Genomic DNA, 21789 nt, shown 5'->3' on the forward strand with positions numbered 1-21789 from the left:
GTCGCGGCAATGCGTTGCGCTCGCGGTTCGATCGCGCCAGGTTGCACGACCGTAGTGGCGACGCGTGTCGCGCAGACGCACCGGTGGCAATGAGACTCGGTCACTCGTCTCGGTCGCGCGAAAGTGTCGTTGACGCTGTTCGGTCGTGCAACCTGGCGCGACCGAAGGCCATTGCCGCGGCGCCACCCCGCCTCAGTCGCGGCAAAGTGCTGCCCGCGGCCTAGGGTCGTGCAACTTGGCGCGACCCACGGTGGCGACGGGTGCACGGCGACGCTGCGCCGGCACCACCAACAGGACGCGATCCCGGCACCACCGACAGGACGCTATCCCTGCACCACCAACAGGTCGCCGACCTCGCAGTCGAGGGCTCGGCAGATCGCCGCGAGGGTGGAGTAGCGGATTGCGCGGGCGCGGTCGTTCTTCAGCACGGACAGGTTCACGATGCTCACCCCGACCAGCTCGCTCAGCCGGGTGAGTGTCATGCCTCGCTCGGCGAGCAGTTCGTCGAGTCGGCAGTGGATGCCGCTGGGGCCGTCGTCCTCGGTCGCGGGGCTCACACGAGTCCTTCCGTGTCGCGCTGCAGACGGATGCCGTAGGAGAAGACCACGGAGAGGGCGAGGACGCCGAGACCCACGAGAGCCCATGCCGGATCGAACGACGACCCGATGACGAAGACGTCCCCGGCCGCCGGGTTCAACTCGTCGGCGGCCATCATTCGGCCGAGACCGCCCAGTCCGGCAGACAGGATGCCACCGATGAGCAGCGAGGCCCCCGCCACCCGTGTCGCGACGACCAGAGCGCGGTGGAACGGACGTCTCCACAGCAGCAGGAGGAAGAAGAGCATTACGGACCCGACGGTGAGGAACGTCGTCAGCGCACCCGCGGCCGCGCCGAGAACGAGCAGGGTGCGCGCACCCGAGCCCAACTCGTCGGTGATCACCCACGCCGACTCGTAGCGCGCCGTGATCGGTGCGCCCGGCGTCGTCACGACGGTGGCGTCGGTCAGCAGGCTGAAGCCGCCCGCTCCCGTCGCGATGCCCACCGCCGACCGGATCCCGGGCAGGGCGAGCGCGAACCCCATCACCACACCGGCCGCGATGAACAGCAGGAGGATGCCGCGCTCCATGCGGGCGGACACCCACGCGGGCGTGCTCATCAGACGAGTCCTTCCGTGTCGCGCTGCAGGCGGTCGCCGACCGAGAACACCGTGCCGGCGACCGCGGCGACGAACGCCGCCCCCAGCAGCACGGGCAGATCGATGACCTGCACGGGTCCCCGGTCGTAGGTGTAGTCCGAGATCCGGGCGAGAGCGCCGTTGGCGACCATGTTCTGGAAGAACGGCACGCCGGCCAGGCCGACGAGGGTGACCGTCCCGGCGGTCGTGACGATCGCGGTGTTGCGTCTGCTGAAGATCTGTCCGCGGAGGATGCCGATCGTCAACGTCAACAGGAGGGCCACCACGGTCACGACCACCACCGCGAACAGCACCTCCGCGATCACGAGTGCCCACAGGGACGCGACCGGGAGCTCGGGGGCGACGATCGCGCCCGCGCCGAGCTCCACCGGGACGGGCGCACCGTCGGGGCCGAGCGGGGCCTCCGCCGCCGTGTCGAGGAACGGCATCGCGACCCGGACGTCGCGATTGGGGAGGGCCTGGACGATGGTCGCGACGCTCTGCACGACGGCCCAGACGGCGAGTCCGACCCCGGCGACGAGGAAGAGCAGCAGGCTGACGGTGTCGCCGCGCGAGAGGGCGCGGGTGGTCGGGCGGGGGGATACCATGACGACTCCTTATCGATGATCGTTGTTATTGACTTTCGATAAGTTATCGATCATCGATGTGTGATGCAAGCCCCGCACCGTCGCGGGTATGCCCACGGCGAACACGGGTCCGCGGCATCCGGCCGCTGGTTACTCTCGATGTACGGCGCGCGGAGGCGTGCCTGTCAGCCCATTCCTGGAGGGACTGAGGATGTTCGAGAGATTCACCGACCGTGCCCGTCGCGTGGTTGTGCTCGCCCAAGAAGAGGCGAAGATGCTCAACCACAATTACATCGGGACCGAGCACATTCTCCTCGGCCTCATCCATGAGGGAGAAGGTGTCGCCGCCAAGGCGCTCGAGTCCCTCGGCATCTCGCTCGACGCCGTGCGCGAGCAGGTGCAGGACATCATCGGCCAGGGTCAGCAGCAGCCGACCGGTCACATCCCCTTCACGCCGCGCGCGAAGAAGGTGCTGGAGCTGTCCCTGCGCGAAGCGCTGCAGCTCGGCCACAACTACATCGGCACGGAGCACATCCTGCTCGGCCTGATCCGCGAAGGCGAGGGCGTCGCCGCCCAGGTGCTCGTCAAGCTCGGCGCCGACCTGAACAAGGTCCGCCAGCAGGTCATCCAGCTGCTCTCGGGTTACCAGGGCAAGGAGCCGGCGGGCGTCGCCTCCGGCGCCGGGGAGCAGAGCCAGGGCGCTGCCCAGGGCGGCTCGGCCGTGCTCGACCAGTTCGGCCGCAACCTCACGCAGGCCGCGCGCGACAACAAGCTCGACCCCGTGATCGGGCGCGAGAAGGAGATCGAACGGGTCATGCAGATCCTCTCGCGTCGCTCGAAGAACAACCCCGTCCTCATCGGTGAGCCCGGTGTCGGAAAGACGGCGGTCGTCGAGGGCCTCGCGCAGGCCATCGTCAAGGGCGACGTGCCCGAGACGCTGAAGGACAAGCAGGTCTACTCGCTCGACCTCGGTTCGCTCATCGCCGGTTCCCGCTACCGCGGTGACTTCGAGGAGCGCCTCAAGAAGGTCACCAAGGAGATCCGCACGCGCGGCGACATCATCGTCTTCATCGACGAGATCCACACCCTCGTGGGGGCCGGTGCCGCCGAGGGTGCGATCGACGCGGCATCCATCCTCAAGCCCCTCCTCGCCCGCGGTGAGCTCCAGACCATCGGTGCCACCACGCTCGACGAGTACCGCAAGCACTTCGAGAAGGATGCCGCCCTCGAGCGCCGCTTCCAGCCGATCCAGGTCGCCGAGCCGAGCCTGCCCCACGCGATCAACATCCTGAAGGGGCTGCGCGACCGCTACGAGGCCCACCACAAGGTGCAGATCACGGACGGCGCGATCGTCGCCGCGGCGAACCTCGCCGACCGTTACATCAGCGACCGGTTCCTGCCCGACAAGGCCATCGACCTGATCGACGAGGCCGGCGCGCGCCTGCGTCTGTCGATCCTGTCGAGCCCGCCGGAGCTGCGCGAGTTCGACGAGAAGATCGCCAAGGTCCGGGAGCAGAAGGAGTTCGCCTCCGAGGAGCAGGACTTCGAGAAGGCCGCCGCTCTGCGCGACGAGGAGAAGTCGTTGCTCGCCGAGCGCCTGCGCCTCGAGAAGCAGTGGCGCTCCGGTGACGTCGCCTCCCACGCGGTGGTCGACGAGGGTCTGATCGCCGAGGTGCTCGCCCAGGCGACCGGCATCCCGGTGTTCAAGCTCACCGAGGAAGAGTCCAGCCGCCTCATGTTCATGGAGAAGGCCCTGCACCAGCGGGTCATCGGCCAGGAAGAGGCGATCGCGGCTCTCTCGCGCACGATCCGTCGTCAGCGCGCGGGCCTCAAGGACCCCAAGCGTCCCTCGGGCTCGTTCATCTTCGCCGGCCCCACGGGCGTCGGAAAGACCGAGCTGGCCAAGGCGCTCGCCGAGTTCCTCTTCGACGACGAGGGTGCGCTGATCTCCCTCGACATGTCGGAGTTCGGTGAGAAGCACACCGTCTCGCGTCTGTTCGGTGCCCCTCCCGGATTCGTCGGGTTCGAAGAGGGCGGCCAGCTCACCGAGAAGGTGCGCCGCAAGCCGTTCTCGGTCGTGCTCTTCGACGAGATCGAGAAGGCCCACCCCGACATCTTCAACTCGCTCCTGCAGATCCTCGAAGAGGGTCGTCTGACCGACGGTCAGGGCCGCGTCGTCGACTTCAAGAACACCGTGATCATCATGACCACGAACCTCGGTTCGTCGGCGATCGCCGGTGGTCCGGTCGGCTTCCAGGTCGAGGGCAGCGCGCAGACGTCGTACGAGCGGATGAAGGGCAAGGTCGACGAAGAGCTGAAGCGCCACTTCAAGCCCGAGTTCCTCAACCGCGTCGATGACGTCATCGTCTTCCCGCAGCTGAACAAGGACGAGCTCCGCCAGATCGTCGGGCTGTTCGTGAAGCGCCTCGCCGACCGTCTGCTCGACCGCGACATGACCGTGGAGCTGTCGGACGACGCGAAGGACAAGCTCATCGAGATCGGATTCGACCCGACCCTCGGTGCTCGTCCGCTGCGTCGCGCCATGCAGCGCGAGGTCGAGGATCGACTCAGCGAGAAGATCCTGCACGGCGAGCTCGAGGCGGGCGACCACGTCAAGGTCGCCGTCGAGAACGGACAGTTCACGTTCGAGACCAGCCCCCGCGGCGACAAGGTCGCCATCGGTGTCGGCACGGCCGGGGAGATCTCGGCTACGCCTGACATCGTCGCCGGCAGCTGACGCGTAACGACACGAGGGCCCGGATGCCATGGCATCCGGGCCCTCGTTCTGTCTCCGGCCGGGGCGCCGTGTGCCGAGATGACCCGCCCTCGCCGAGATGACCGCCGATCCGGCCCGCACGGCGGTGATCTCGACGACCGCGGGTGATCTCGGCGGTGGAGGCCGTGGCATCCGGACCCTCGTCGTACGCTGGGACGATGACCGCTGCCGCGCCGTTCGTCGTCCGCCCCGCCGGGACCAGCGACGTCCGACGTATCCACGAGCTGCTCGAGCCGTTCGTGCAGAAGCGCATTCTGCTCGGCAAGGATCTCGTGGTGCTCTACGGGTCGGTGCAGCAGTTCGTCGTCGCCGAGGTCGACGGCGAGGTCATCGGATGCGGGGCGCTCCACGTCATGTGGGAGGACCTCGGCGAGATCCGCACGCTCATCGTGCACGACGACTGGCTGCATCACGGCGTGGGCCGCCAGATCGTCGAGGTGCTCGAGGAGAACGCGCGGGCGCTGGGCGTCTCGCGGCTGTTCTGCCTCACGTTCGAGGTCGATTTCTTCACGCGCCGCGGCTTCGCCCCCATCGGCGAGCAGGTCGTCGATCCCGACGTGTATTCGCAGCTGGTCCGCAGCCCTGACGAGGGCGTCGCGGAATTCCTCGACCTCGCGCACGTCAAGCCCAACACCCTCGGCAACACGCGCATGCTCAAGCAGCTCTGAGCGCGGCGTGGCGCGGCCGCTCAGCCTCGCCGCCTACGCTGGAACGATGACCGATGCCCCCCGCAGGCGGCGGCAATCCCCGGCGGTCTACCGACGTCGCCGCCTCGCCGCCGTGCTCCTCGCGCTGCTCGTGATCGGCCTCGTCGTGTGGCTCGTCGCGGCACCGCCGTGGCGTTCCGCCCCCACGGCCGAGCCGTCGACCGTGGCGAGCTCTGCGACGCCGGTGCCGTCAGCACCGACGACGCCCTCCGCGCCGGCGGAGTCGCCGACGCCGTCGAGCACCCCGACGCCGACCGCACCGGCCGGACCCGTCGAGTGCAGCCCCGCCGACATCACGGTCGAAGCGCTCACCGACAAGGGCGAGTACGGCCAGGGCGAGAACCCTCAGCTGTCGATCCGCCTGACCAACACCTCGACGAACCCGTGCACGATGAACGTCGGCACGAGTGCCCAGTCGTTCACGATCACCAGCGGTTCCGACGTCTGGTGGCGTTCGACCGACTGCCAGTCCGAGCCGAGCGACATGGATGTCACGCTCGCGGCCGGGCAACAGGTCACCAGCGCCGCTCCGCTGACGTGGGACCGCACGCGCTCGTCGGTGTCGTCGTGCCAGGGTGAGCGGCCGTTCGCCCCCGGCGGCGGCGCCACCTACCACTTGAGCGTGTCGATCGGCGGCATCCCCTCGACGGGGACCGCATCGTTCATCCTGCGCTGACCCCGCGCGGACGCGAAGAGGGGCGGATGCCAGTGGCATCCGCCCCTCTGCCGTCAGCGCTTCTCGCCGAAGACCTCGCCCTCCATCGCGTCGTAGCCCTCTTCCTTCGGGTCGCGGTGCAGGCCGCCGGACAGGGCGTACTCCTCCTCGGGGGAGAGCACGAGCCGGTGGCGTCCGTAGATCGCGAAGCCGATGAAGATGACCGCGTACACCACGATGATCGCGACGATCGCGGGGAGATACGCCGGGTTGAGCAGCAGACCGAAGAACACGATCGCCGCGATGATCGCCGCCGAGTAGGCGCCGAACAGCCCCCACGGGCTCTTGTACGGGCGGAGGGCGTTGGGAAACTTCCGCCGCAGCACGATGAACGACACCATCTGCAGGAAGTACGCCACGACCGCGCCCCACACGGCGATGTTCAGCACGATGGCGCCGGCGGGGCTGGCATCCCCACCCGCCGCCTGGACGACCACGAGCGCGAGGAAGCCGAGCACCGCGCCGAAGACGAGCGCGACCCACGGGGTCTTCCGGGCGCCGGTGAGCGACAGCCACCGCGGGTAGTACCCCGCGCGCGACAGCGAGTACATGTTGCGTCCGTACGCGAACATGATGCCCATGAGCGAAGCGAGCAGACCGATGAGGGCGAGCAGCGACAGGAGCGCCGCGGCCTGGTCGCCGACCATCGCGCGGAATCCGTCGAGCAGCGGCTCGAGCGACTGACCGGTGGCATCCGATCCGAGGACGCCGGTGTTGAGGAACAGCACGATGAGACCGGTGATGATGAGCGTGCCGCGGGCCCACAGTCCCGCGCGAGGGATGTCGCGGGCCGGCTCGTGCGATTCTTCCGCGGCCAGGGGCAGCTCCTCGATGCCGAGGAAGAACCACATCGCGAAGGGGAGGGCGAGCAGGATCGATCCGACGCCGAAGGGCAGGAACTCCGACTGGCCGGGGTCCGGCGCGATGTCCCACAGCGAGCCCCAGTCGAACGCTCCGCTGGCCAGCGCCATGATGCCGAACACCACGATGATGCCGATCGAGATGACCGAGACGACGATCGCGAAGACGAACGAGATGTTGGCGCCGGCGGCGTTCAGGGCGATGAACACCGCGTAGAGGATGAGCCACCAGAGGAACGGAGGCAGGCTGACGCCGGTGAGGAGTTCGAGCGCCGAATCGGCGTACTGCCCCGAGAAGTACACGACGACGGCGGTCGTCGCGACGTACTCGATGGTCTCGGCGAGGCCCGTCGCCAGACCTCCCCACGGCCCCATCGCGGAGCGCGCGAACGAGTAGGCGCCGCCCGTGTGCGGCATCGCGGCGGCCATCTCGCCGATCGAGAACGTCAGGCCGTAGTACATGACCACGAGGACGACGAAGGCGATGAGCATCCCGCCGAAGCCGGCGAAGCCGATGCCGAAGTTCCATCCGGAGAAGTCGCCCGAGATCACCGCGGCGACGGCGAGGCCCCACAGGCCCCACACGCCGGCCGAGCGTTTCAGGGTGCGCTTCTCGAAGTAGGTGGAGTCGGTCGCGGTATAGGTGGCCCCGGCGACCTTTTTTTTAGAACTGCTCGAGGTGGACATGGAGCCTCCAGACATATGCGATCAGGCTTCGGGAGCGCCTTTGCGGAGAATCATGGCGTTCTATTGGTCGACCTGTCTACCTTTGGCGTGTAAGTTCCTCGTTACGTCCTCCGAGCGCGGGGGGCCTCGAGCAGGCGAGAGGGAGACCATGGCGGGCAATCTCACCACCGCAGAATTGGATGCCGCGATCGACTCCGGCGAGATCGACACCGTCGTCGTCGCCTTCCCCGACGCGCAGGGGCGTCTGGTCGGCAAGCGCGTCGCGGCCCGGTTCTGGCGCGACGAAGTGCTGCCGCACGGAGCCGAGGCGTGCAACTACCTGCTGTCCGTCGACGTCGACATGAACACCGTCGACGGCTACGCGATGTCGAGCTGGGAGAAGGGCTACGGCGACATGCTGCTCCTCCCCGACCTCGACACGCTGCGCCGCGTGCCGTGGCAGGAGGGGACGGCACTGGTCATGGCCGACCTCGCGTGGGAGGATCGCACCGCCGTGGTGCAGTCGCCGCGCGGCATCCTGAACGCCCAGCGCGCGCGGCTGGCGAACGACGGGCTGTCGGCCTTTGTCGGAACGGAGCTCGAGTTCATCGTCTTCGACGACTCGTTCCGGGATGCCTGGGCCAAGGGGTACACCGGGCTCACCGCGTCGACCGACTACAACGTCGACTACAACCTCCTCGCCACGACGCGGCTCGAGCCGCTGCTGCGCGACATCCGCCGCGGCATGGACGGCGCGGGAATGTACTGCGAGGGCGTGAAGGGCGAGTGCAACGACGGGCAGCAGGAGATCGCGTTCCGCTACGCCGAGGCGCTGGAGACCGCCGACAACCACACGATCTACAAGAACGGCGCGAAAGAGATCGCCGACCGGCACGGCAAGTCGCTGACCTTCATGGCCAAGTTCGACCAGCGCGAGGGCAACAGCTGCCACATCCACCTGTCGGTGCGCGGCGAGGACGGCGAGCCCGTCATGGCCGGCGACGGGCAGTACGGTTTCAGCCCCTTCATGGAGCACTGGATCGCCGGCATCCTGGCCACCCTGCGCGAGTTCACACTGCTGTACGCCCCCACGATCAACTCGTACAAGCGCTACGCCAAGGGGTCGTTCGCGCCGACGGGCGTCGCGTGGGGCATCGACAACCGCACGTGCGCGCTGCGGGTCGTCGGCCACGGCTCCTCGCTGCGCGTCGAGAACCGCGTCCCCGGTGGCGACGTCAACCCGTACCTCGCGATCTCCGCCATCATCGCCGGGGGACTCCACGGGGTACAGCAGCAGCTGCCCCTGCCGGCGCCGCTCACCGGCAACGCGTACGCGGCCGGAGTGGACACCCTGCCGACGACCCTCCGCGACGCCGCGAAGCTGTTCTCGGAGTCGACCGTGGCCCGCGCGGCCTTCGGCGACGACGTCGTCGAGCACTACCTGAACCAGGCGCGCATCGAGGTGGAAGCCTTCGACGCCGCCGTGACCGACTGGGAGCGCGTGCGTGGTTTCGAGCGTCTCTGATCCCGCCCGGACCCCGGTGGTGGGTCTCACCACCTACCTGGAGCGCGCGACGCAGGGCGTCTGGGACGTGCGCGCGTCTTTCCTGCCGCAGCAGTACTTCGACGCCGTGACCGCTTCGGGTGCGACCGCCGTGCTGCTGCCCCCGCAGCCCCGACCCGCGCAGGCGGCCGCCGCCGTGCTCGACGGTCTCGACGGTCTCATCCTCACCGGAGGGCTCGACGTGCAGCCCGAGCTCTACGGCGGAGAACGGCACCCGCTCACCGATCCTCCGCGCGCGGACCGCGACGCGTGGGAGCTGGCACTGCTGGCCGGGGCGCGGGAGCGCGGCATCCCGGTCTTCGGGATCTGCCGCGGCCTGCAGCTCATCAACGTCGCCTTCGGCGGGACGCTGCACCAGCACCTGCCCGAAGTCCTCGGCACCGAGCGCTACAAGATCGGGGGCGGGGTGTTCGCCGAGAACGTCGTCGAGGTGGATGCCGGAACCCGGCTCGCCGGCCTCGTCGGTGCCGGAGACCTCGCCGTGCACAGCTACCACCATCAGGGCGTCGACCGCGTGGGCGAGGGGCTGCGGGTCACGGCCCGGACGGACGACGGACTCGTGCAGGCCGTCGAAACGGCCGGCGATGACTACCTCGTCGCGGTGCAGTGGCATCCCGAGGAGAACTCCGAGGACCGGCGGCTGTTCCTCGGTCTCGTCGCCGCCGCCGCAGCCCACCGCGTGGCCCGTGCCTCCGCCCAGCACCAGGGAGTCCCCGCATGAGCACCTTCACCGTCACCGATCCCTCCACCGGCGCGCCGATCACGACTCTCGCCCGTGCCGAGGTGGAGCACGTCGACGCCGCCGTCGCCGATGCCGTGCGCGCCCAGCGGGCCTGGGCCGCACTGCCCCCGGTGGCGCGGGCCGACGCGCTGCGGTCTTTCGCCCGCGTTGTCGGAGAGCACGTCGAGGAGCTTGCCGCGCTCGAGGTGCAGAACTCGGGGCACCCGATCGGGTCGGCGCGGTGGGAGGCGCAGCACGTCGCCCAGGTGCTGAATTACTACGCCGGATCGCCCGAACGCCTGATCGGTCAGCAGATCCCCGTCGCCGGAGGGCTCGACGTCACGTACCACGAGCCGTACGGCGTCGTCGGGATCATCGTGCCGTGGAACTTCCCCATGACGATCGCCGCGTGGGGCTTCGCTCCGGCGCTCGCCGCGGGCAACGCCGTGGTGCTGAAGCCCGCCGAGCTCACTCCTCTGACGGCGCTGCGGCTGGGCGAACTGGCGCTCCAGGCGGGGCTGCCCGAGGGGCTGTTCCGCGTGATCGTCGGTTCGGGCTCGGTCGTGGGGCAGCGCTTCGTTTCGCACCCCGACGTGCACAAGGTCGTGTTCACCGGCTCGACCGAGGTCGGCACCGGGGTCGCAGCCGGGTGCGCCCAACTGCTCAAGCCCGTCACTCTCGAGCTCGGCGGCAAGAGCGCCAATATCGTGTTCGCGGATGCCGATCTCGAGAGGGCCGCGGCGGGCGTCCCGGGTTCGGTGTTCGACAACGCCGGCCAGGACTGCTGCGCGCGCAGCCGCCTCCTCGTCGAGCGGAGCGTCTACGACCGCTTCCTCGAGCTGCTCGAACCCGCCGTGCGGGCGTGGAAGGTCGGCGACCCGCACGACGAGGACACCCAGATGGGGCCGCTCATCTCGGCATCCCATCGCTCCACCGTTCAGGGCTTCGTCGATGAGGCCCGCGTCGCCTTCCGCGGATCCGCGCCCGAGGGCGATGGTTTCTGGTTCGCCCCCGCGGTCGTGCTCGCGCAGCCCGACGATCGCATCGCGCGCGAGGAGGTGTTCGGTCCGGTGCTCGCCGTGCTGCCGTTCGACGACGAAGCGGATGCCATCCGGCTCGCGAACGACACCGCGTACGGTCTCGCGGGCTCGATCTGGACCGAGAACCTCGGCCGTGGCATCCGGGTGTCGCGGGCTGTGCGCAGCGGGGTGTTGTCAGTGAACTCGCATTCGTCGGTGCGGTACTCCACGCCCTTCGGCGGCATGAAGGCCTCCGGCCTCGGCCGGGAGCTGGGGCCGGATGCCGCCGAGCACTTCACCGAGACGAAGAACGTCTTCTACGCCACCGAGTGACCCCGCCCCTGCCGCCCCTCGAACCTCGTCCCCGTTATGACGCCCCTTGTCCCACTTATGGCTGATTCAGAGGCTCTCAACCAGCCATAAGTGGGACGAGGTGCAGCTCGAAAGGAACCACCGCACATGACCATCGACCTCACCCAGCGTCTGCGTGATCGCGTCGCCATCGTCACCGGCGGCGCGTCGGGCATCGGCCTGGCCACCGCCCGTCGTTTCGCCGCGGAGGGTGCGCGCGTCGTCATCGCCGACCTCGACGAGACGACCGGCGCCGCGGCGGCCGCCGAGGTCGGCGGCGTGTTCCGGCAGGTGAACGTCGCCGACGAGGCATCCGTGAACGCCCTCTTCGACGGTGTCGCCGCCGAGCTCGGCAGCATCGACATCGCGTTCAACAACGCCGGGATCTCACCGGCGGACGACGACTCGATCGAGACGACCGAACTGCCGGCCTGGGACCGCGTGCAGGACGTCAACCTCAAGAGCGTGTATCTGTGCTCGCGGGCGGCGTTGCGACACATGGTGCCCGCCGGGCGCGGGTCGATCATCAACACGGCGTCGTTCGTCGCACTGCTGGGGTCGGCGACCTCGCAGATCTCGTACACCGCGTCGAAGGGCGGCGTCCTCGCCATGACCCGCGAGCTCGGCGTGCAGTTCGCGCGGCAGGGGATCCGCGTCAACGCGCTCTGCCCCGGCCCGGTGAACACCCCGCTCCTGCAGGAGCTGTTCGCGAAGGACCCCGAGCGTGCGCAGCGTCGCCTCGTCCACGTGCCGATGGGCCGATTCGCGGAACCGGACGAGATGGCCGCGGCGGTGGCGTTCTTGGCATCCGATGACGCCTCGTTCATCACCGCGACGGCGTTCGTCGTCGACGGCGGCATCACCAACGCCTACGTGACCCCCCTGTGACCTGCGGCATGACAGGCTGACGGGATGACCGAAGCGCCGCTCGACGACCTGCGGCGAGCCGTGTACCGGCCCGTCCGCAGCGGCAATGCGCTCGAGGACACCACGGCGCGCATCGTCCAGACCGTGCGGCTCGGGCTCGTCGCGCCGGGGGAGTCGCTGCCGGCCGAGCGCGAGCTCGCTGCGCTGTACGGCGTCAGCCGTGACACCGTGCGCGAGGCGATCCGTGAGCTGTCGGATGCCGGCTGGCTCGAGACGCGGCGCGGCCGCTACGGCGGCACGTTCGTCGTCGACCCGGTGCCCCGGCCCGCGAGTCCGGCGGAGGTGTCCGCCACCGAGCTCGACGACGTCGTCGCCCTGCGCGGCGTCCTGGAGACGGGGGCCGCGTGGGCGGCCGCGGGCCGCACGCTCGCCCCGGAGGAACGCGACGTCCTGTGGGCGCGGCACGAGGCCGCCGCCGTCGCCGACAGCGACGACTACCGCCGGCTCGACACGCTGCTTCACCTGACGGTGGCGGAGCTGTCCGGCATCCCCTCGCTCGTGCCCCTCGTGGCCGACAACCGGGCGCGGATCAACGCGTGGCTCGACACGTTCCCGCTGTTGCCGCGCAACATCGACCACTCGACCGCGCAGCACGCCGCGATCGTGTCGTCGATCCTCGCCGGGAGACCGGATGCCGCCCACGCGGCGATGCGCGACCACCTCGCCGGCAGCGAGGCGCTGCTGCGCGGGTTCCTGGCGTAGCGGGCCCGGCGGGGCGCGGGCGCTTCGGGGGGCGGGGCTGCGGCGGAGGGTCGGGGGCGGGGCTGCGGCTGCGGCGGTCGTGCCGGGGTGGGGGGCCTCGGGGATGCCGCGGTTGCGAGGGGAGGGGATTCGGCGGAGGGAGGACGTGTCCGGCGGTTGGGGTCCTCCGCTCGCGGTATCTCCTCCGCTGGGCGCGCGGGCCGGGGCGGACGCGCCACGGCCGGGGCGCCGCGGATAGGCTCGGGGGATGGCCGGCGGCAAGAAGCGCAAGGGGAAGAAGCCCGACGTGGAGTTCAAGAACACCGCCCTCACCGACGCCCTCCAGACCCAGGACATGGCGGCGATCGCGTTCGCTCTTCGGCACGGGCCGACCGTCGTGCCGCTGATGCGCGCGGGGGATGCCGACAATCCACTCGATGTCGGCGAGGTGTGGACGTACCGCGACCCGAACACCGGGCAGATCGCCCTGCTGCTGTTCAGCGACGCGGTCCACAAGCCCGAGACGCTGCCGCCGCACGTCGCGCTGCAGTCGCCGCAGTGGCTGCGCGCTTTCCTCGATCGTCACGGCGACGAGATCACGACGGTGTTCATCGACATCGCGGGCCCGCACCCGATTCAGGCCAGCCCCGCCGACCTCCTCGCCGCGCTCGAGGCCTGACGCGCGTCTTCGGGGCGTGTGGAGGGATGCCGCGACCCGGCGACACCCCGAGGGTGAAGTACCTGACTCGCGCGGGTGATGGGCGCGTGCAAGACTCAAGGCATGGAGTACCTGATCGCCGGTGCCGTGTGCGCCGCCGGACTCGTGATCCCCGCAGTGCTGGGCTTCACGTCGCCGCACCGACGTCGCCGCTCGGCGCCGCCGGGTCGCTGATCCGGGGCTCCGCCCCACCGCGCGCAGCTCCGTCCGCCGGGGCGTCGGCCAGCCCCCCGTGGTCTCAGAACTCGGGTGCGACCTCGTCGCGTGGCATCCCGCGCACCTTCAGCTCGTTGAGAGCCTGCGCGAGCTTGCGCGACGAGGAGTCGAGCACGGTGTGATACCCGAGGCGCGCCGCCTCGGATGCCCGCTGCGCCGCCTGCGTGACGTTGCGGATCTCGCCGGTCAGCGTCAGTTCGCCGATCGCGGCGAGCCGCTTCGAGACCTTGCGGTTCTGCACGGCGTTCGCGACGGCGATCGCGATCGCGAGGTCGGCGGCCGGTTCGACGAGGCGTACCCCGCCGACGGTCGAGACGTACACGTCTTTGTCGGACAGGGACACGCCCATGCGGCTCTCGAGGATGGCGAGCACCATCGCCACGCGCGAGGAGTCGACACCGTTGACGATGCGGCGCGGGTTCGGGGAGGTCTGCTTGACGGCCAGCGCCTGGATCTCGACGGGCAGGGCGCGGCGCCCCTCCATCGCGATCGTGACGCACGTGCCGGGCTCGGGATCGCCGTGACCGAGAAACAGCGCGCTCGGATCGCTGACCTCGGCGATGCCGCTGCCCGTCATGTCGAAGCACCCGACCTCGTCGGTGGGGCCGAAGCGGTTCTTGAGCGCCCGCACGAACCGCAGGGACGTCTGCCGGTCGCCCTCGAAGTGGCACACGACGTCGACGAGGTGCTCGAGCACGCGCGGGCCCGCGATCGTGCCGTCCTTCGTCACGTGGCCCACGAGGACGACGGGCAGCCCCCGCTCCTTCGCGACGCGGATGAGCGTGGATGCCACCTCTCGCACCTGCGCCGGCTGACCGGCGGCTCCGTCGCTGAGCGTCGATGACACCGTCTGAACCGAGTCGACGATGAGGAGTTCGGGTTCGACCTGGTCGATGTGTCCCAGGATCGTGGCCAGGTCGGTTTCGGACGCGAGGAACAGCTCGTCGTGCAGTGCGCCGGTGCGCTCGGCGCGCAGGCGAACTTGCGCGGCCGACTCTTCGCCGCTGGCATACAGCACGCGGCGTCCGGCGCGGGCGCTCTGGGCCGCGACCTCGAGCAGCAGCGTGGACTTGCCGACCCCCGGCTCACCGCTCAGCAGAATGGCGGCGCCGGGCACGATCCCGCCGCCGAGGACCCGGTCGAACTCGCCGACCCCGCTCGTTCGCCGCGGAGCGTCCTGCGTGTCGATCTCGGTGATGCGCCGAGCCGCGCGCGCGGCGCCGGGTGCGACCGCGGTGACCGATCGCGTGATGCCGGTCTGCTCCGCCGCCTCGACGACCGTGCCCCACGCCTGGCACTCGCCGCACCGGCCGACCCACTTCAGGGTCGTCCACCCGCACTCGGTGCACCGGTACGGAGCGGCCGTGGGGGAGGGACGACGGGATGCCATGCGCCCAGGCTACGCGGGCCCTCCGACATCGCCGATGCGGGGTGTGGATGGCATCCGGGTGCTCAGTCGCGCAGGGAGTCCGCGACCGTGGTGAGGGCGTCGGCGGAGCGGCGAAGAAGCGTGAGCTCGCGGTCGGAGAAGGGTGTGCCGGTCAGGGGGACGGCGCCCTTGGAGCTGACGACCGACGGGACCGACAGCGCCATGCCGGAGATGCCGTGGAAGTCCTCGAGCACGGTGCTCACCGGGAGGATGGCGTGCTCGTCGCGGAGGATCGCCTCGACGATCCGGGCGCTGGACAGCCCGATCGCGTAGTTCGTCGCGCCCTTCCCCTGGATGACCTTGTACGCCGCGTCGCGGACGTCGATGGCGATGGCATCCAGTTCTGCCTCGTCGAAACGGGTGCCGTCGGGGAGGTCGTACTCGGTGATGGGGACCGACCCGATCGTGGCGGTCGACCACAGCGGGAACTCGGTGTCGCCGTGCTCGCCGACGATCCACGCGTGCACGCTGGAGGTCGCGACCCCCGCGCGCTGCGCGATCTTCCAGCGCAGGCGCGAGGTGTCGAGCACCGTGCCCGAAGCGAAGATCCGCTGCGTGGGGAGTCCCGTCGCCTGCTGTGCCAGGACGGTCAGCACGTCGCACGGGTTGGTGACGATGACATAGATCGCATTGGGTGCCACTTCGAGCAGCTCGGGCATCATGCGCTGGATGATCCCGGCGTTGGTGGCGGCGAGCTCGGTGCGCGTCTGACCCGGGTTCTGCTTCGCGCCGGCGGTGATGACCACGACGTGCGAGCCCTCGGCGACCGAGACGTCGCTGCCGCCGGTGATGTCGCTCGAACCGGTGAACTGCGTGCCGTGCGCGAGGTCGAGGACCTCGGCTTCGACCTTCGCCTCGGCGATGTCGTAAAGGGCGACGTGCCGGGCAGACCCGCGGATGAGGGACGCATACGCGACGCTGGCCCCCACGCTCCCCGCGCCGACGACGGTCAGTTTGGAGTTCTCGATCACGCTCATGATCTGATCCTGGCACCGGTGCGCGAACGCGACCAGGACGGTTCTTCGACGATGGAGGACCGGATGCCGAACGCCCGGCGGCGGCCGCGACCGGGCGGGCGAGACGGATGCCGCACCGTGGCCGAACTCCTGAGGTTTCGGCTTCAGCGAGCTGAATACGGCCAGACCGAGCCCGCGGCCTGCGGTTTCTCAGGAGTTCGGCCGGCGCGGGCGGAAGAGCGGGGGCGCTCGGATTCGCGGCATCCCGTCGAGTGTCGTAAGCTGGACGGCGGTGACGTGTCCGAGCGGCCGAAGGTGCAACTCTCGAAAAGTTGTGTAGGGTAACCCCCTACCGTGGGTTCAAATCCCACCGTCACCGCCACTTTCACTAGATCAGCCCCGCTTTCGAGCGGGGCTGATCTGCGTTGGGGCAGCTCACCCCCGGAGCGCGGTGGCGGCGATCTCCACGAGCCGGTGCGAGCGGGTCTCCTCGTGGGCGGTGATCGTCACCGCCGCGGACCGGTCGTTCGTGATGAAGACGTACTGGCCGTAGAGCCCGTCGAGGCGCCAGCCGTCGCCGGGACCGCCCCAGGTCGCCAGCCCGTAGCGCGCGAAGTCGCCCGCGCCTCCGGTGTCGACGACGTCGGTGTGCATGGCATCCACCCACTCGGCGCTCACGATCCGTTCCCCTCGCCACGTCCCTCCGTCGCGGAGGACGCGAGCGATCCGCGACAGCTCTTCGGTGCGGAGTTCCAGGCCGCTGCCGGCGATGATCCAGCCGCGCGGACAGCGGTGCCATTGCGGGTTGTGGATGCCGAGCGGGTCGAAGAGCCGGGGGAGGAGCCAGTCGCGCACGTCGCCGACGGCCGCTCCGAGCATGCGCATCGCCACGTAGGTGCTCGCGTCGGAGTACTGGAAGACCGCGCTGGGGCCCCGCGTGGGGCGGCGCAGCATCTCCTGCGCGAGGTCGGGCCAGGGGGTGGGCTCGCGTCCGAACCAGGTGAAGTCGATCCCGCTGGTCATCGTCAGCAGGTGCCGGAGCGTCACCTCCTCGACACCCTCTCCGAGCTGCATGTCGGGCAGCATCTCGCCCACGCGGGTGTCGAGCGACAGGATGCCTTCGTCTGCGGCGATCCCCGCGGCCAGAGCGCTGACGCCCTTCGACACCGAGTAGACGTTCACGGGATCGTCGCTGCGCCACCGGTGTTCGGCGGTGTCGTCGCCGAGTGCCACATGGACGCCGTATGCCCCGAGCCCCTCTCCGTCGATCGAGGCCACGATGCGGTCGAGGACGGTGGATGCGGATGCCACGGTGGAGCCTTCTTTCTCTGGCGGGGACCGTGCGGCTCGATGAGAACCGCACCCGGTGCTCCGTTCAGGATGGCAGGCCAACGGCCCCCGAGGTTCGCTCTCCCACGGGACCTTCGGCCCGTTCGGTTCCCCCGATCACTCCTAACTTTGGAGGAAAGGGAAAGCCCGAGGGCCCGCCATGGAGAACATCGTCGTCGGCGTCGATGACAGCGCGGCATCGCGATCCGCGCTCGCGTGGGTGGCGCATCGCTGTGCGACGCGTGCGGCCGACGTCGAAGTAGTGCATGTCGTGAGCAGTGTCGCCCCGCACGAAGCGCCCGCGCGGGCGCTTCTGGCGCACGCGGAACGGATCGTGCACGAGATCGCTCCCGATCAGACCGTGCATCCGCACCTCGCCGAAGGGGGAGTGGCGCGAACGCTCGGCGAGCTGTCCGCCGCGGCGGATCTGCTCGTCATCGGCGTCGACCCCGACCGCCCGGTGCACGCGGCGATCGGCGGGTGGCTTCCCGTTCGCGTGATCGCCCGAGCGGTGCCGCCCGTGTGCATCGTCCCCGCCGGGTGGGTGCCGCGCGAAGGAAGCGTCACGGTCGGGCTGGGGGACGATCCGTCATCGGCAGAGGCGCTGGACTTCGCGGCGAGAGAGGCCGAGGAGACCTCGCGGGGGCTGCGGATCGTCCACGCCTGGCGTCTTCCCGAGCCGGCGACCGACGGTTCCGCCGCCCTGCTGGTGCGACCGGATCGGCTCCTCCAGGAGCATCGCGACCTGCTCGACGCCGACACGCGGGCCCTTCGACGCCGGTTCCCGAAGGTGCACATCGAGTCGGACCTGGTCCGCTCGCATCCGGCTGCGGCTCTCCTCGACCACGCGGCCACCGCGACGATGATCGTCGTCGGCACCCATCGAGAGGGGGTGTTCGCGGGCGGCTACCTCGGGTCCGTCGCCCAGGACATCCTGTGGCGGGCGGGATGCCCCATCGTCGTCGTGCCGTCGGCGAGCTTCCCGCCCCGAGGATCGCGACCATGAGCGGCGCCGTGCGCTGAGACGCAGGACGCCCCCGGCGACCGCGCGCGATATCGTCGAGATTCGGATCAGACCGATGCGCGGGTCGGCGGCACCACGCAGATCGTCCGATGGAGTGAGCCGACGAGGTCCAGCCCGATCGATCCGACGAGTCCTCCGACGGCGATCCCGCGCCCGTGCGTGCCGATGACGACCATGCTGCTGCGATCGGCTGCGCGCGTGAGCGCGGAGGTGGGGTTGTCGCGCACGAGTTCGGTGACCACGGGGAGGCGCGGGTACTGCCGTGCGACCTCGGCGACGGCGGCATCCAGGATCTGCTCGTGCTCGGCGGCGACCCGCTGGGTGCTCGGCAGGGCGGAGGCGTGACCCCGGAGGAGGGAGCTGCCCATCAGCCACGAATGGAGGATGCGCAACGGGACGCCGGCTAAGGACGCCGCCCGGGCCGCGAAGAGGAGGGCCTGAGCGGAGGAGCTGTCGTCGTCCAGGCCGACGGTGACCGGATCGTCGGATGCCGACCACCCGGTGGGGACCAGCACGGTCGGTGCCCCGCTGCGAGCGGCCGCACGCAGCGGCATCCATGCGCTCACAGCCGACCGCATCCGGAACCCCGGCTCGATCCCCAGCACCAGCAATGCGGCTCCCCGCGCCACCTCCGTGAGGGTCGCGGGCATGAGCCCGTCAAGGCGGACGGCGGTGGCCGGTACGTCCGGAGCGAGGTCGCGCCACCGGCGGCTGGCGGCATCCAGGATCCTGTCCGCGGCGGCCCGGTCGGAGAGGAACATGTTCGTGACCAGGACGATGTCGAGCTCGAAGCGTTCGGTTCGTGCTCGCTCTGCGGTCCACTCCAGCGCCGCCTCGGACGCGGCGCTGCCGTCGAATCCCAGAACGACCCGCTCCATGGCGCTCTCCTTCCGAACGCCCCGAGAATAGGCGGCGCGCCGTCGCGCGCGACGGGCCGAAAGTCCCGCGGGGTCAGAGCTCGACGGGTCAGAGGAGGTCGGGGTGCCCGAGCCGGAAGACGGCCGCTTGCGTGCGCGAGTCGACGCCGAGCTTCATCAGCACCGACGAGACGTAGTTCTTCACGGTCTTCTCCGCGAGGCCGAGACGCTCGCCGATCTGACGGTTCGTCAACCCGTCGGCGATGAGGGTGAGCACCTGCCGTTCGCGCAGGCCCAACGACCCCCACCGCGGGTCATCGTCGCCTGCCCCGTCGCGCAGGCTCGAGGCGGCTTTCGCAGCCGCCGCGGTGTTCAGGAGCGAGCGTCCGGTGCTGACGGCGCGGATGTCCTCGAGTAGGCGCATCGCGCCGATGTTCTTGAGGAGGTATCCCGACGCGCCGGCGAGCACGGCGGCGTAGGTGGCGGCGTCGTCGTCGTACGCCGTGAGGATCAGGCACGCGACGTGCGGCATGGAGGAGCGGATCCGTCGGCACAGGTCGATGCCGCTGCCGTCGGGGAGGCGCACGTCCAGAACGGCGACGTCCGGCCGGGCGGCTTCGATGCGCGCAAGTGCCTGGCGGATGCTGCCCGCCTCGCCGACCACCTCGAATCCGTCGGCGCCGTCGATCAGGTCGGACAGCCCGCGCCGCACGATCTCGTGATCGTCGACGAGGAACACGCGGATCATCGTGTCTCCCTTCGAGAGTCGCCGAGGGGAACGCGCCACTCGGCGCGCGTGCCGTCCGCGCCCGTGTCCACCGTGAGCGCACCGCCGCGCCCCTCGGCTCGCGCGGCGAGATTGGCAAGGCCGCTCCGCCGCGAATCCCGGATGCCGCCTCCATCGTCCGCGACCACGACCGTCACCGCGCTGCCGTCCACCCCCACGTCGAGCGAGATGCTGCGTGCGTCGGCGTGTCGCACGCTGTTGGTCAGGAGTTCGCGCGCCACCCCGACGATGTCGTCCGCCAGAGGACCGGTGAGGGCCGTGTCCACGGGGCCGGAGAAACGCAGCGCCGGCGGCCGCGGGAGCGCGCCCGACACCTCCGCCACGACATCGATGAGGCGGTGACGCAGCGAACTCCCGTCGCGCGCGGAGAGGGCGAAGATCACCGTGCGGATCTGCGTGATCGCGTCATCCAGTTGCCCGATGACCTCGTCCACGCGCGAGCGATCGTGCGTCTCGGCGAGCGTCGCGGCCATCGACTGCAGCGTCAGCCCCGCTCCGAAGATCTGCTGGATGACGTGGTCGTGCAGGTCGCGTGCGATGCGGGCGCGTTCCTCCGCCAGCATGGCCTTCTGCTGCTCCCGCCGGGCGTAGGTCAGCTCGAGGGCGATGGCCGCCTGCGAGGCCAGGTCGCCGAGGACCTCCCGCTCGACCTCGGTGAATTCGCGCTCGCCGGGTGCCCGCGCGACGGTCACAACCCCCCAGGTGCGCCGACGCGTGCGCAGCGGCGCGGCGACGGCGGGCCCGATCTCATCGTCGACGGTCAGGACGGCCGGGTCGGTCGGTCCGGTCGAGCGTACGGCGGCGGCCATCCGGATGCCGCCGTGCTCCAGCGCTTCGCCCGCGATGCTTCCGCGCGTGACCGCGGTCGTGCCGAGGATGTCCAGCTCGCCGGACCCCCGCGCCGCGGCGACCCGGAGCACCTCGGCGACGTCGGTCGGGACGAGGACCGTGACGCGGCAGCTCGCGGCGAGGTCGAGGACGCGGCCGGCGACGAGGTCGAAGACCTCGTCCGGCGGAGTGGAGAGGATGGCCGCGGACAGCTCGGCCGTCGCCGCCGTCCAGGTCGCTCGCGTGCGGGCTTCGTCGAACAGTCGCGCGTTCTGGATCGCGAATCCCGCGGTGGATGCCAGACCCCGCACCAGCTCTTCATCCTCGGCGGAGAACGAACCGCTGCGCGCGTTCGTGAGATAGAGGTTGCCGAACACCTCTCCGTGCACCGAGACGGGCGCGCCGAGGAACGAGTCCATGCGCGGGTGGTGCGCCGGGAACCCCACGGCCCGCGGGTCGGTCTGCAGGTGGGCGAGCCGAATGACGCGCGGGTCGGAGATGAGCGCACCGAGGATGCCTCGCCCCCGGGGCAGCCGCCCGATCTCCTCGGCATCCCCCGGGGTGATTCCGACGTGGATGAACTGATCGAGGGACGCCCGGTCGGCGGTGAGCACACCGAGCGCTCCGAACTCGGCATCCACCAGTTCGACGGCCGCCTCGACGACCCGACGTAGGACGACGGGCAGTTCGATCTCGCCGACCACCGTCTCCACCGCATGGAGGAGCCCCCGCAGGCGGTCGTGTGAAGAGGGCGCGCCGTCAGCCGATCCGTGACTTTCCGCGGGAAGCGATCCGAGGCTCTCGCTCGCCATCGACCACCCCCTCTCCCCACCGCCTAATCTACGACCGGGCACCCGGTCTCGCCAGGACGGGGGGACCTTCGGCCCCTCCCCGGAC

At 70.2% G+C, this 21789-nt stretch carries 20 protein-coding genes and 1 tRNA gene; 11 read left to right on the forward strand and 10 right to left on the reverse strand.

What is annotated here, in order from left to right:
* Positions 1 to 323 precede the first annotated feature (323 nt).
* The 3 genes from AC3WLZ_RS01680 to AC3WLZ_RS01690 are packed head-to-tail and all read right to left on the reverse strand — an operon-like array spanning position 324 to position 1782.
* Positions 324 to 557 carry a helix-turn-helix domain-containing protein gene (locus AC3WLZ_RS01680; RefSeq protein ID WP_412923363.1) on the reverse strand — a complete coding sequence of 78 codons (234 nt, stop codon included), beginning with the start codon at positions 555 to 557 and terminating at the stop codon, positions 324 to 326.
* Positions 554 to 1156, reverse strand: coding sequence for a hypothetical protein (locus tag AC3WLZ_RS01685; protein WP_492468799.1), 603 nt, complete (start codon positions 1154 to 1156; stop codon positions 554 to 556). Before AC3WLZ_RS01685 ends, AC3WLZ_RS01680 begins: the two co-directional genes overlap by 4 nt.
* Positions 1156 to 1782, reverse strand: coding sequence for a hypothetical protein (locus AC3WLZ_RS01690; RefSeq protein ID WP_492468801.1), 627 nt, complete (start codon positions 1780 to 1782; stop codon positions 1156 to 1158). Before AC3WLZ_RS01690 ends, AC3WLZ_RS01685 begins: the two co-directional genes overlap by 1 nt.
* A gap of 190 nt (positions 1783 to 1972) precedes the next feature.
* Between AC3WLZ_RS01690 and AC3WLZ_RS01695 the strand changes: the two genes are divergently transcribed.
* The 3 genes from AC3WLZ_RS01695 (at position 1973) to AC3WLZ_RS01705 (ending at position 5920) form a co-directional block, all read left to right on the forward strand.
* Complete coding sequence (locus tag AC3WLZ_RS01695) at positions 1973 to 4498, forward strand: ATP-dependent Clp protease ATP-binding subunit (protein WP_412923366.1); 2526 nt, start codon at positions 1973 to 1975, stop codon at positions 4496 to 4498.
* Between the two features lie 197 nt (positions 4499 to 4695).
* Entirely contained in the window at positions 4696 to 5205 is a 510-nt protein-coding gene (locus AC3WLZ_RS01700) for an amino-acid N-acetyltransferase (protein ID WP_492468803.1), read from the forward strand.
* A gap of 46 nt (positions 5206 to 5251) precedes the next feature.
* Positions 5252 to 5920, forward strand: a complete 669-nt coding sequence (locus tag AC3WLZ_RS01705) for a hypothetical protein (RefSeq protein WP_412923368.1) — start codon at positions 5252 to 5254, stop codon at positions 5918 to 5920.
* 53 nt (positions 5921 to 5973) lie between these two features.
* Here AC3WLZ_RS01705 and AC3WLZ_RS01710 read toward each other — a convergent pair whose 3' ends face one another.
* Positions 5974 to 7506, reverse strand: coding sequence for an amino acid permease (locus tag AC3WLZ_RS01710; protein WP_492468805.1), 1533 nt, complete (start codon positions 7504 to 7506; stop codon positions 5974 to 5976).
* Between the two features lie 148 nt (positions 7507 to 7654).
* Here AC3WLZ_RS01710 and AC3WLZ_RS01715 point away from each other — a divergent pair, with 148 nt between their 5' ends.
* The 6 genes from AC3WLZ_RS01715 to AC3WLZ_RS01740 all read left to right on the forward strand — a co-directional run bounded on the left by AC3WLZ_RS01715 (position 7655) and on the right by AC3WLZ_RS01740 (position 13427).
* Positions 7655 to 9010, forward strand: a complete 1356-nt coding sequence (locus AC3WLZ_RS01715) for a glutamine synthetase family protein (RefSeq protein ID WP_492468806.1) — start codon at positions 7655 to 7657, stop codon at positions 9008 to 9010.
* Entirely contained in the window at positions 8991 to 9770 is a 780-nt protein-coding gene (locus AC3WLZ_RS01720) for a gamma-glutamyl-gamma-aminobutyrate hydrolase family protein (protein WP_492468808.1), read from the forward strand. The genes AC3WLZ_RS01715 and AC3WLZ_RS01720 overlap by 20 nt, the downstream gene beginning before the upstream one ends.
* The gene (locus AC3WLZ_RS01725) at positions 9767 to 11122 is read left to right on the forward strand and encodes an aldehyde dehydrogenase family protein (protein WP_492468810.1); all 1356 of its coding nucleotides are present in this window, start codon (positions 9767 to 9769) and stop codon (positions 11120 to 11122) included. Before AC3WLZ_RS01720 ends, AC3WLZ_RS01725 begins: the two co-directional genes overlap by 4 nt.
* A gap of 126 nt (positions 11123 to 11248) precedes the next feature.
* Positions 11249 to 12028, forward strand: a complete 780-nt coding sequence (locus AC3WLZ_RS01730; protein WP_492468812.1) for a 3-oxoacyl-ACP reductase — start codon at positions 11249 to 11251, stop codon at positions 12026 to 12028.
* Between the two features lie 24 nt (positions 12029 to 12052).
* Complete coding sequence (locus tag AC3WLZ_RS01735) at positions 12053 to 12769, forward strand: FadR/GntR family transcriptional regulator (RefSeq protein ID WP_492468813.1); 717 nt, start codon at positions 12053 to 12055, stop codon at positions 12767 to 12769.
* A gap of 247 nt (positions 12770 to 13016) precedes the next feature.
* Positions 13017 to 13427 carry a dehydrogenase gene (locus AC3WLZ_RS01740; RefSeq protein WP_412923375.1) on the forward strand — a complete coding sequence of 137 codons (411 nt, stop codon included), beginning with the start codon at positions 13017 to 13019 and terminating at the stop codon, positions 13425 to 13427.
* A 277-nt stretch (positions 13428 to 13704) separates the two neighbouring features.
* Here AC3WLZ_RS01740 and radA read toward each other — a convergent pair whose 3' ends face one another.
* Complete coding sequence (gene radA / locus AC3WLZ_RS01745) at positions 13705 to 15072, reverse strand: DNA repair protein RadA (RefSeq protein ID WP_492468814.1); 1368 nt, start codon at positions 15070 to 15072, stop codon at positions 13705 to 13707.
* Positions 15073 to 15134: 62 nt separating this feature from the next.
* A complete protein-coding gene (locus tag AC3WLZ_RS01750) occupies positions 15135 to 16088 on the reverse strand; it encodes an L-lactate dehydrogenase (RefSeq protein ID WP_492468816.1) in 954 nt (317 codons plus the stop codon).
* Positions 16089 to 16358: 270 nt separating this feature from the next.
* Between AC3WLZ_RS01750 and AC3WLZ_RS01755 the strand changes: the two genes are divergently transcribed.
* Positions 16359 to 16449: transfer RNA gene (locus AC3WLZ_RS01755), tRNA-Ser, on the forward strand.
* Positions 16450 to 16502: 53 nt separating this feature from the next.
* On the opposite strand, the gene AC3WLZ_RS01760 is transcribed toward AC3WLZ_RS01755, so the two are convergent.
* Positions 16503 to 17378: a serine hydrolase domain-containing protein gene (locus AC3WLZ_RS01760; protein ID WP_492468818.1), complete on the reverse strand. Its 876-nt coding sequence runs from the start codon at positions 17376 to 17378 to the stop codon at positions 16503 to 16505.
* A 178-nt stretch (positions 17379 to 17556) separates the two neighbouring features.
* On the opposite strand from AC3WLZ_RS01760, the gene AC3WLZ_RS01765 reads away from it, so the two are divergent.
* Positions 17557 to 18402 carry a universal stress protein gene (locus AC3WLZ_RS01765; RefSeq protein WP_492468820.1) on the forward strand — a complete coding sequence of 282 codons (846 nt, stop codon included), beginning with the start codon at positions 17557 to 17559 and terminating at the stop codon, positions 18400 to 18402.
* A gap of 65 nt (positions 18403 to 18467) precedes the next feature.
* On the opposite strand, the gene AC3WLZ_RS01770 is transcribed toward AC3WLZ_RS01765, so the two are convergent.
* From AC3WLZ_RS01770 to AC3WLZ_RS01780, 3 genes are all read right to left on the reverse strand, one after another.
* Positions 18468 to 19298 carry a universal stress protein gene (locus AC3WLZ_RS01770; protein WP_492468821.1) on the reverse strand — a complete coding sequence of 277 codons (831 nt, stop codon included), beginning with the start codon at positions 19296 to 19298 and terminating at the stop codon, positions 18468 to 18470.
* 88 nt (positions 19299 to 19386) lie between these two features.
* Complete coding sequence (locus AC3WLZ_RS01775) at positions 19387 to 20025, reverse strand: response regulator (protein WP_412923381.1); 639 nt, start codon at positions 20023 to 20025, stop codon at positions 19387 to 19389.
* Positions 20022 to 21704, reverse strand: a complete 1683-nt coding sequence (locus AC3WLZ_RS01780) for a sensor histidine kinase (protein WP_492468822.1) — start codon at positions 21702 to 21704, stop codon at positions 20022 to 20024. The genes AC3WLZ_RS01775 and AC3WLZ_RS01780 overlap by 4 nt, the downstream gene beginning before the upstream one ends.
* Between the last annotated feature and the right edge of the window lie 85 nt (positions 21705 to 21789).

It is taken from the genome of Microbacterium sp. FW305-3-2-15-F-LB2 (assembly GCF_058787255.1).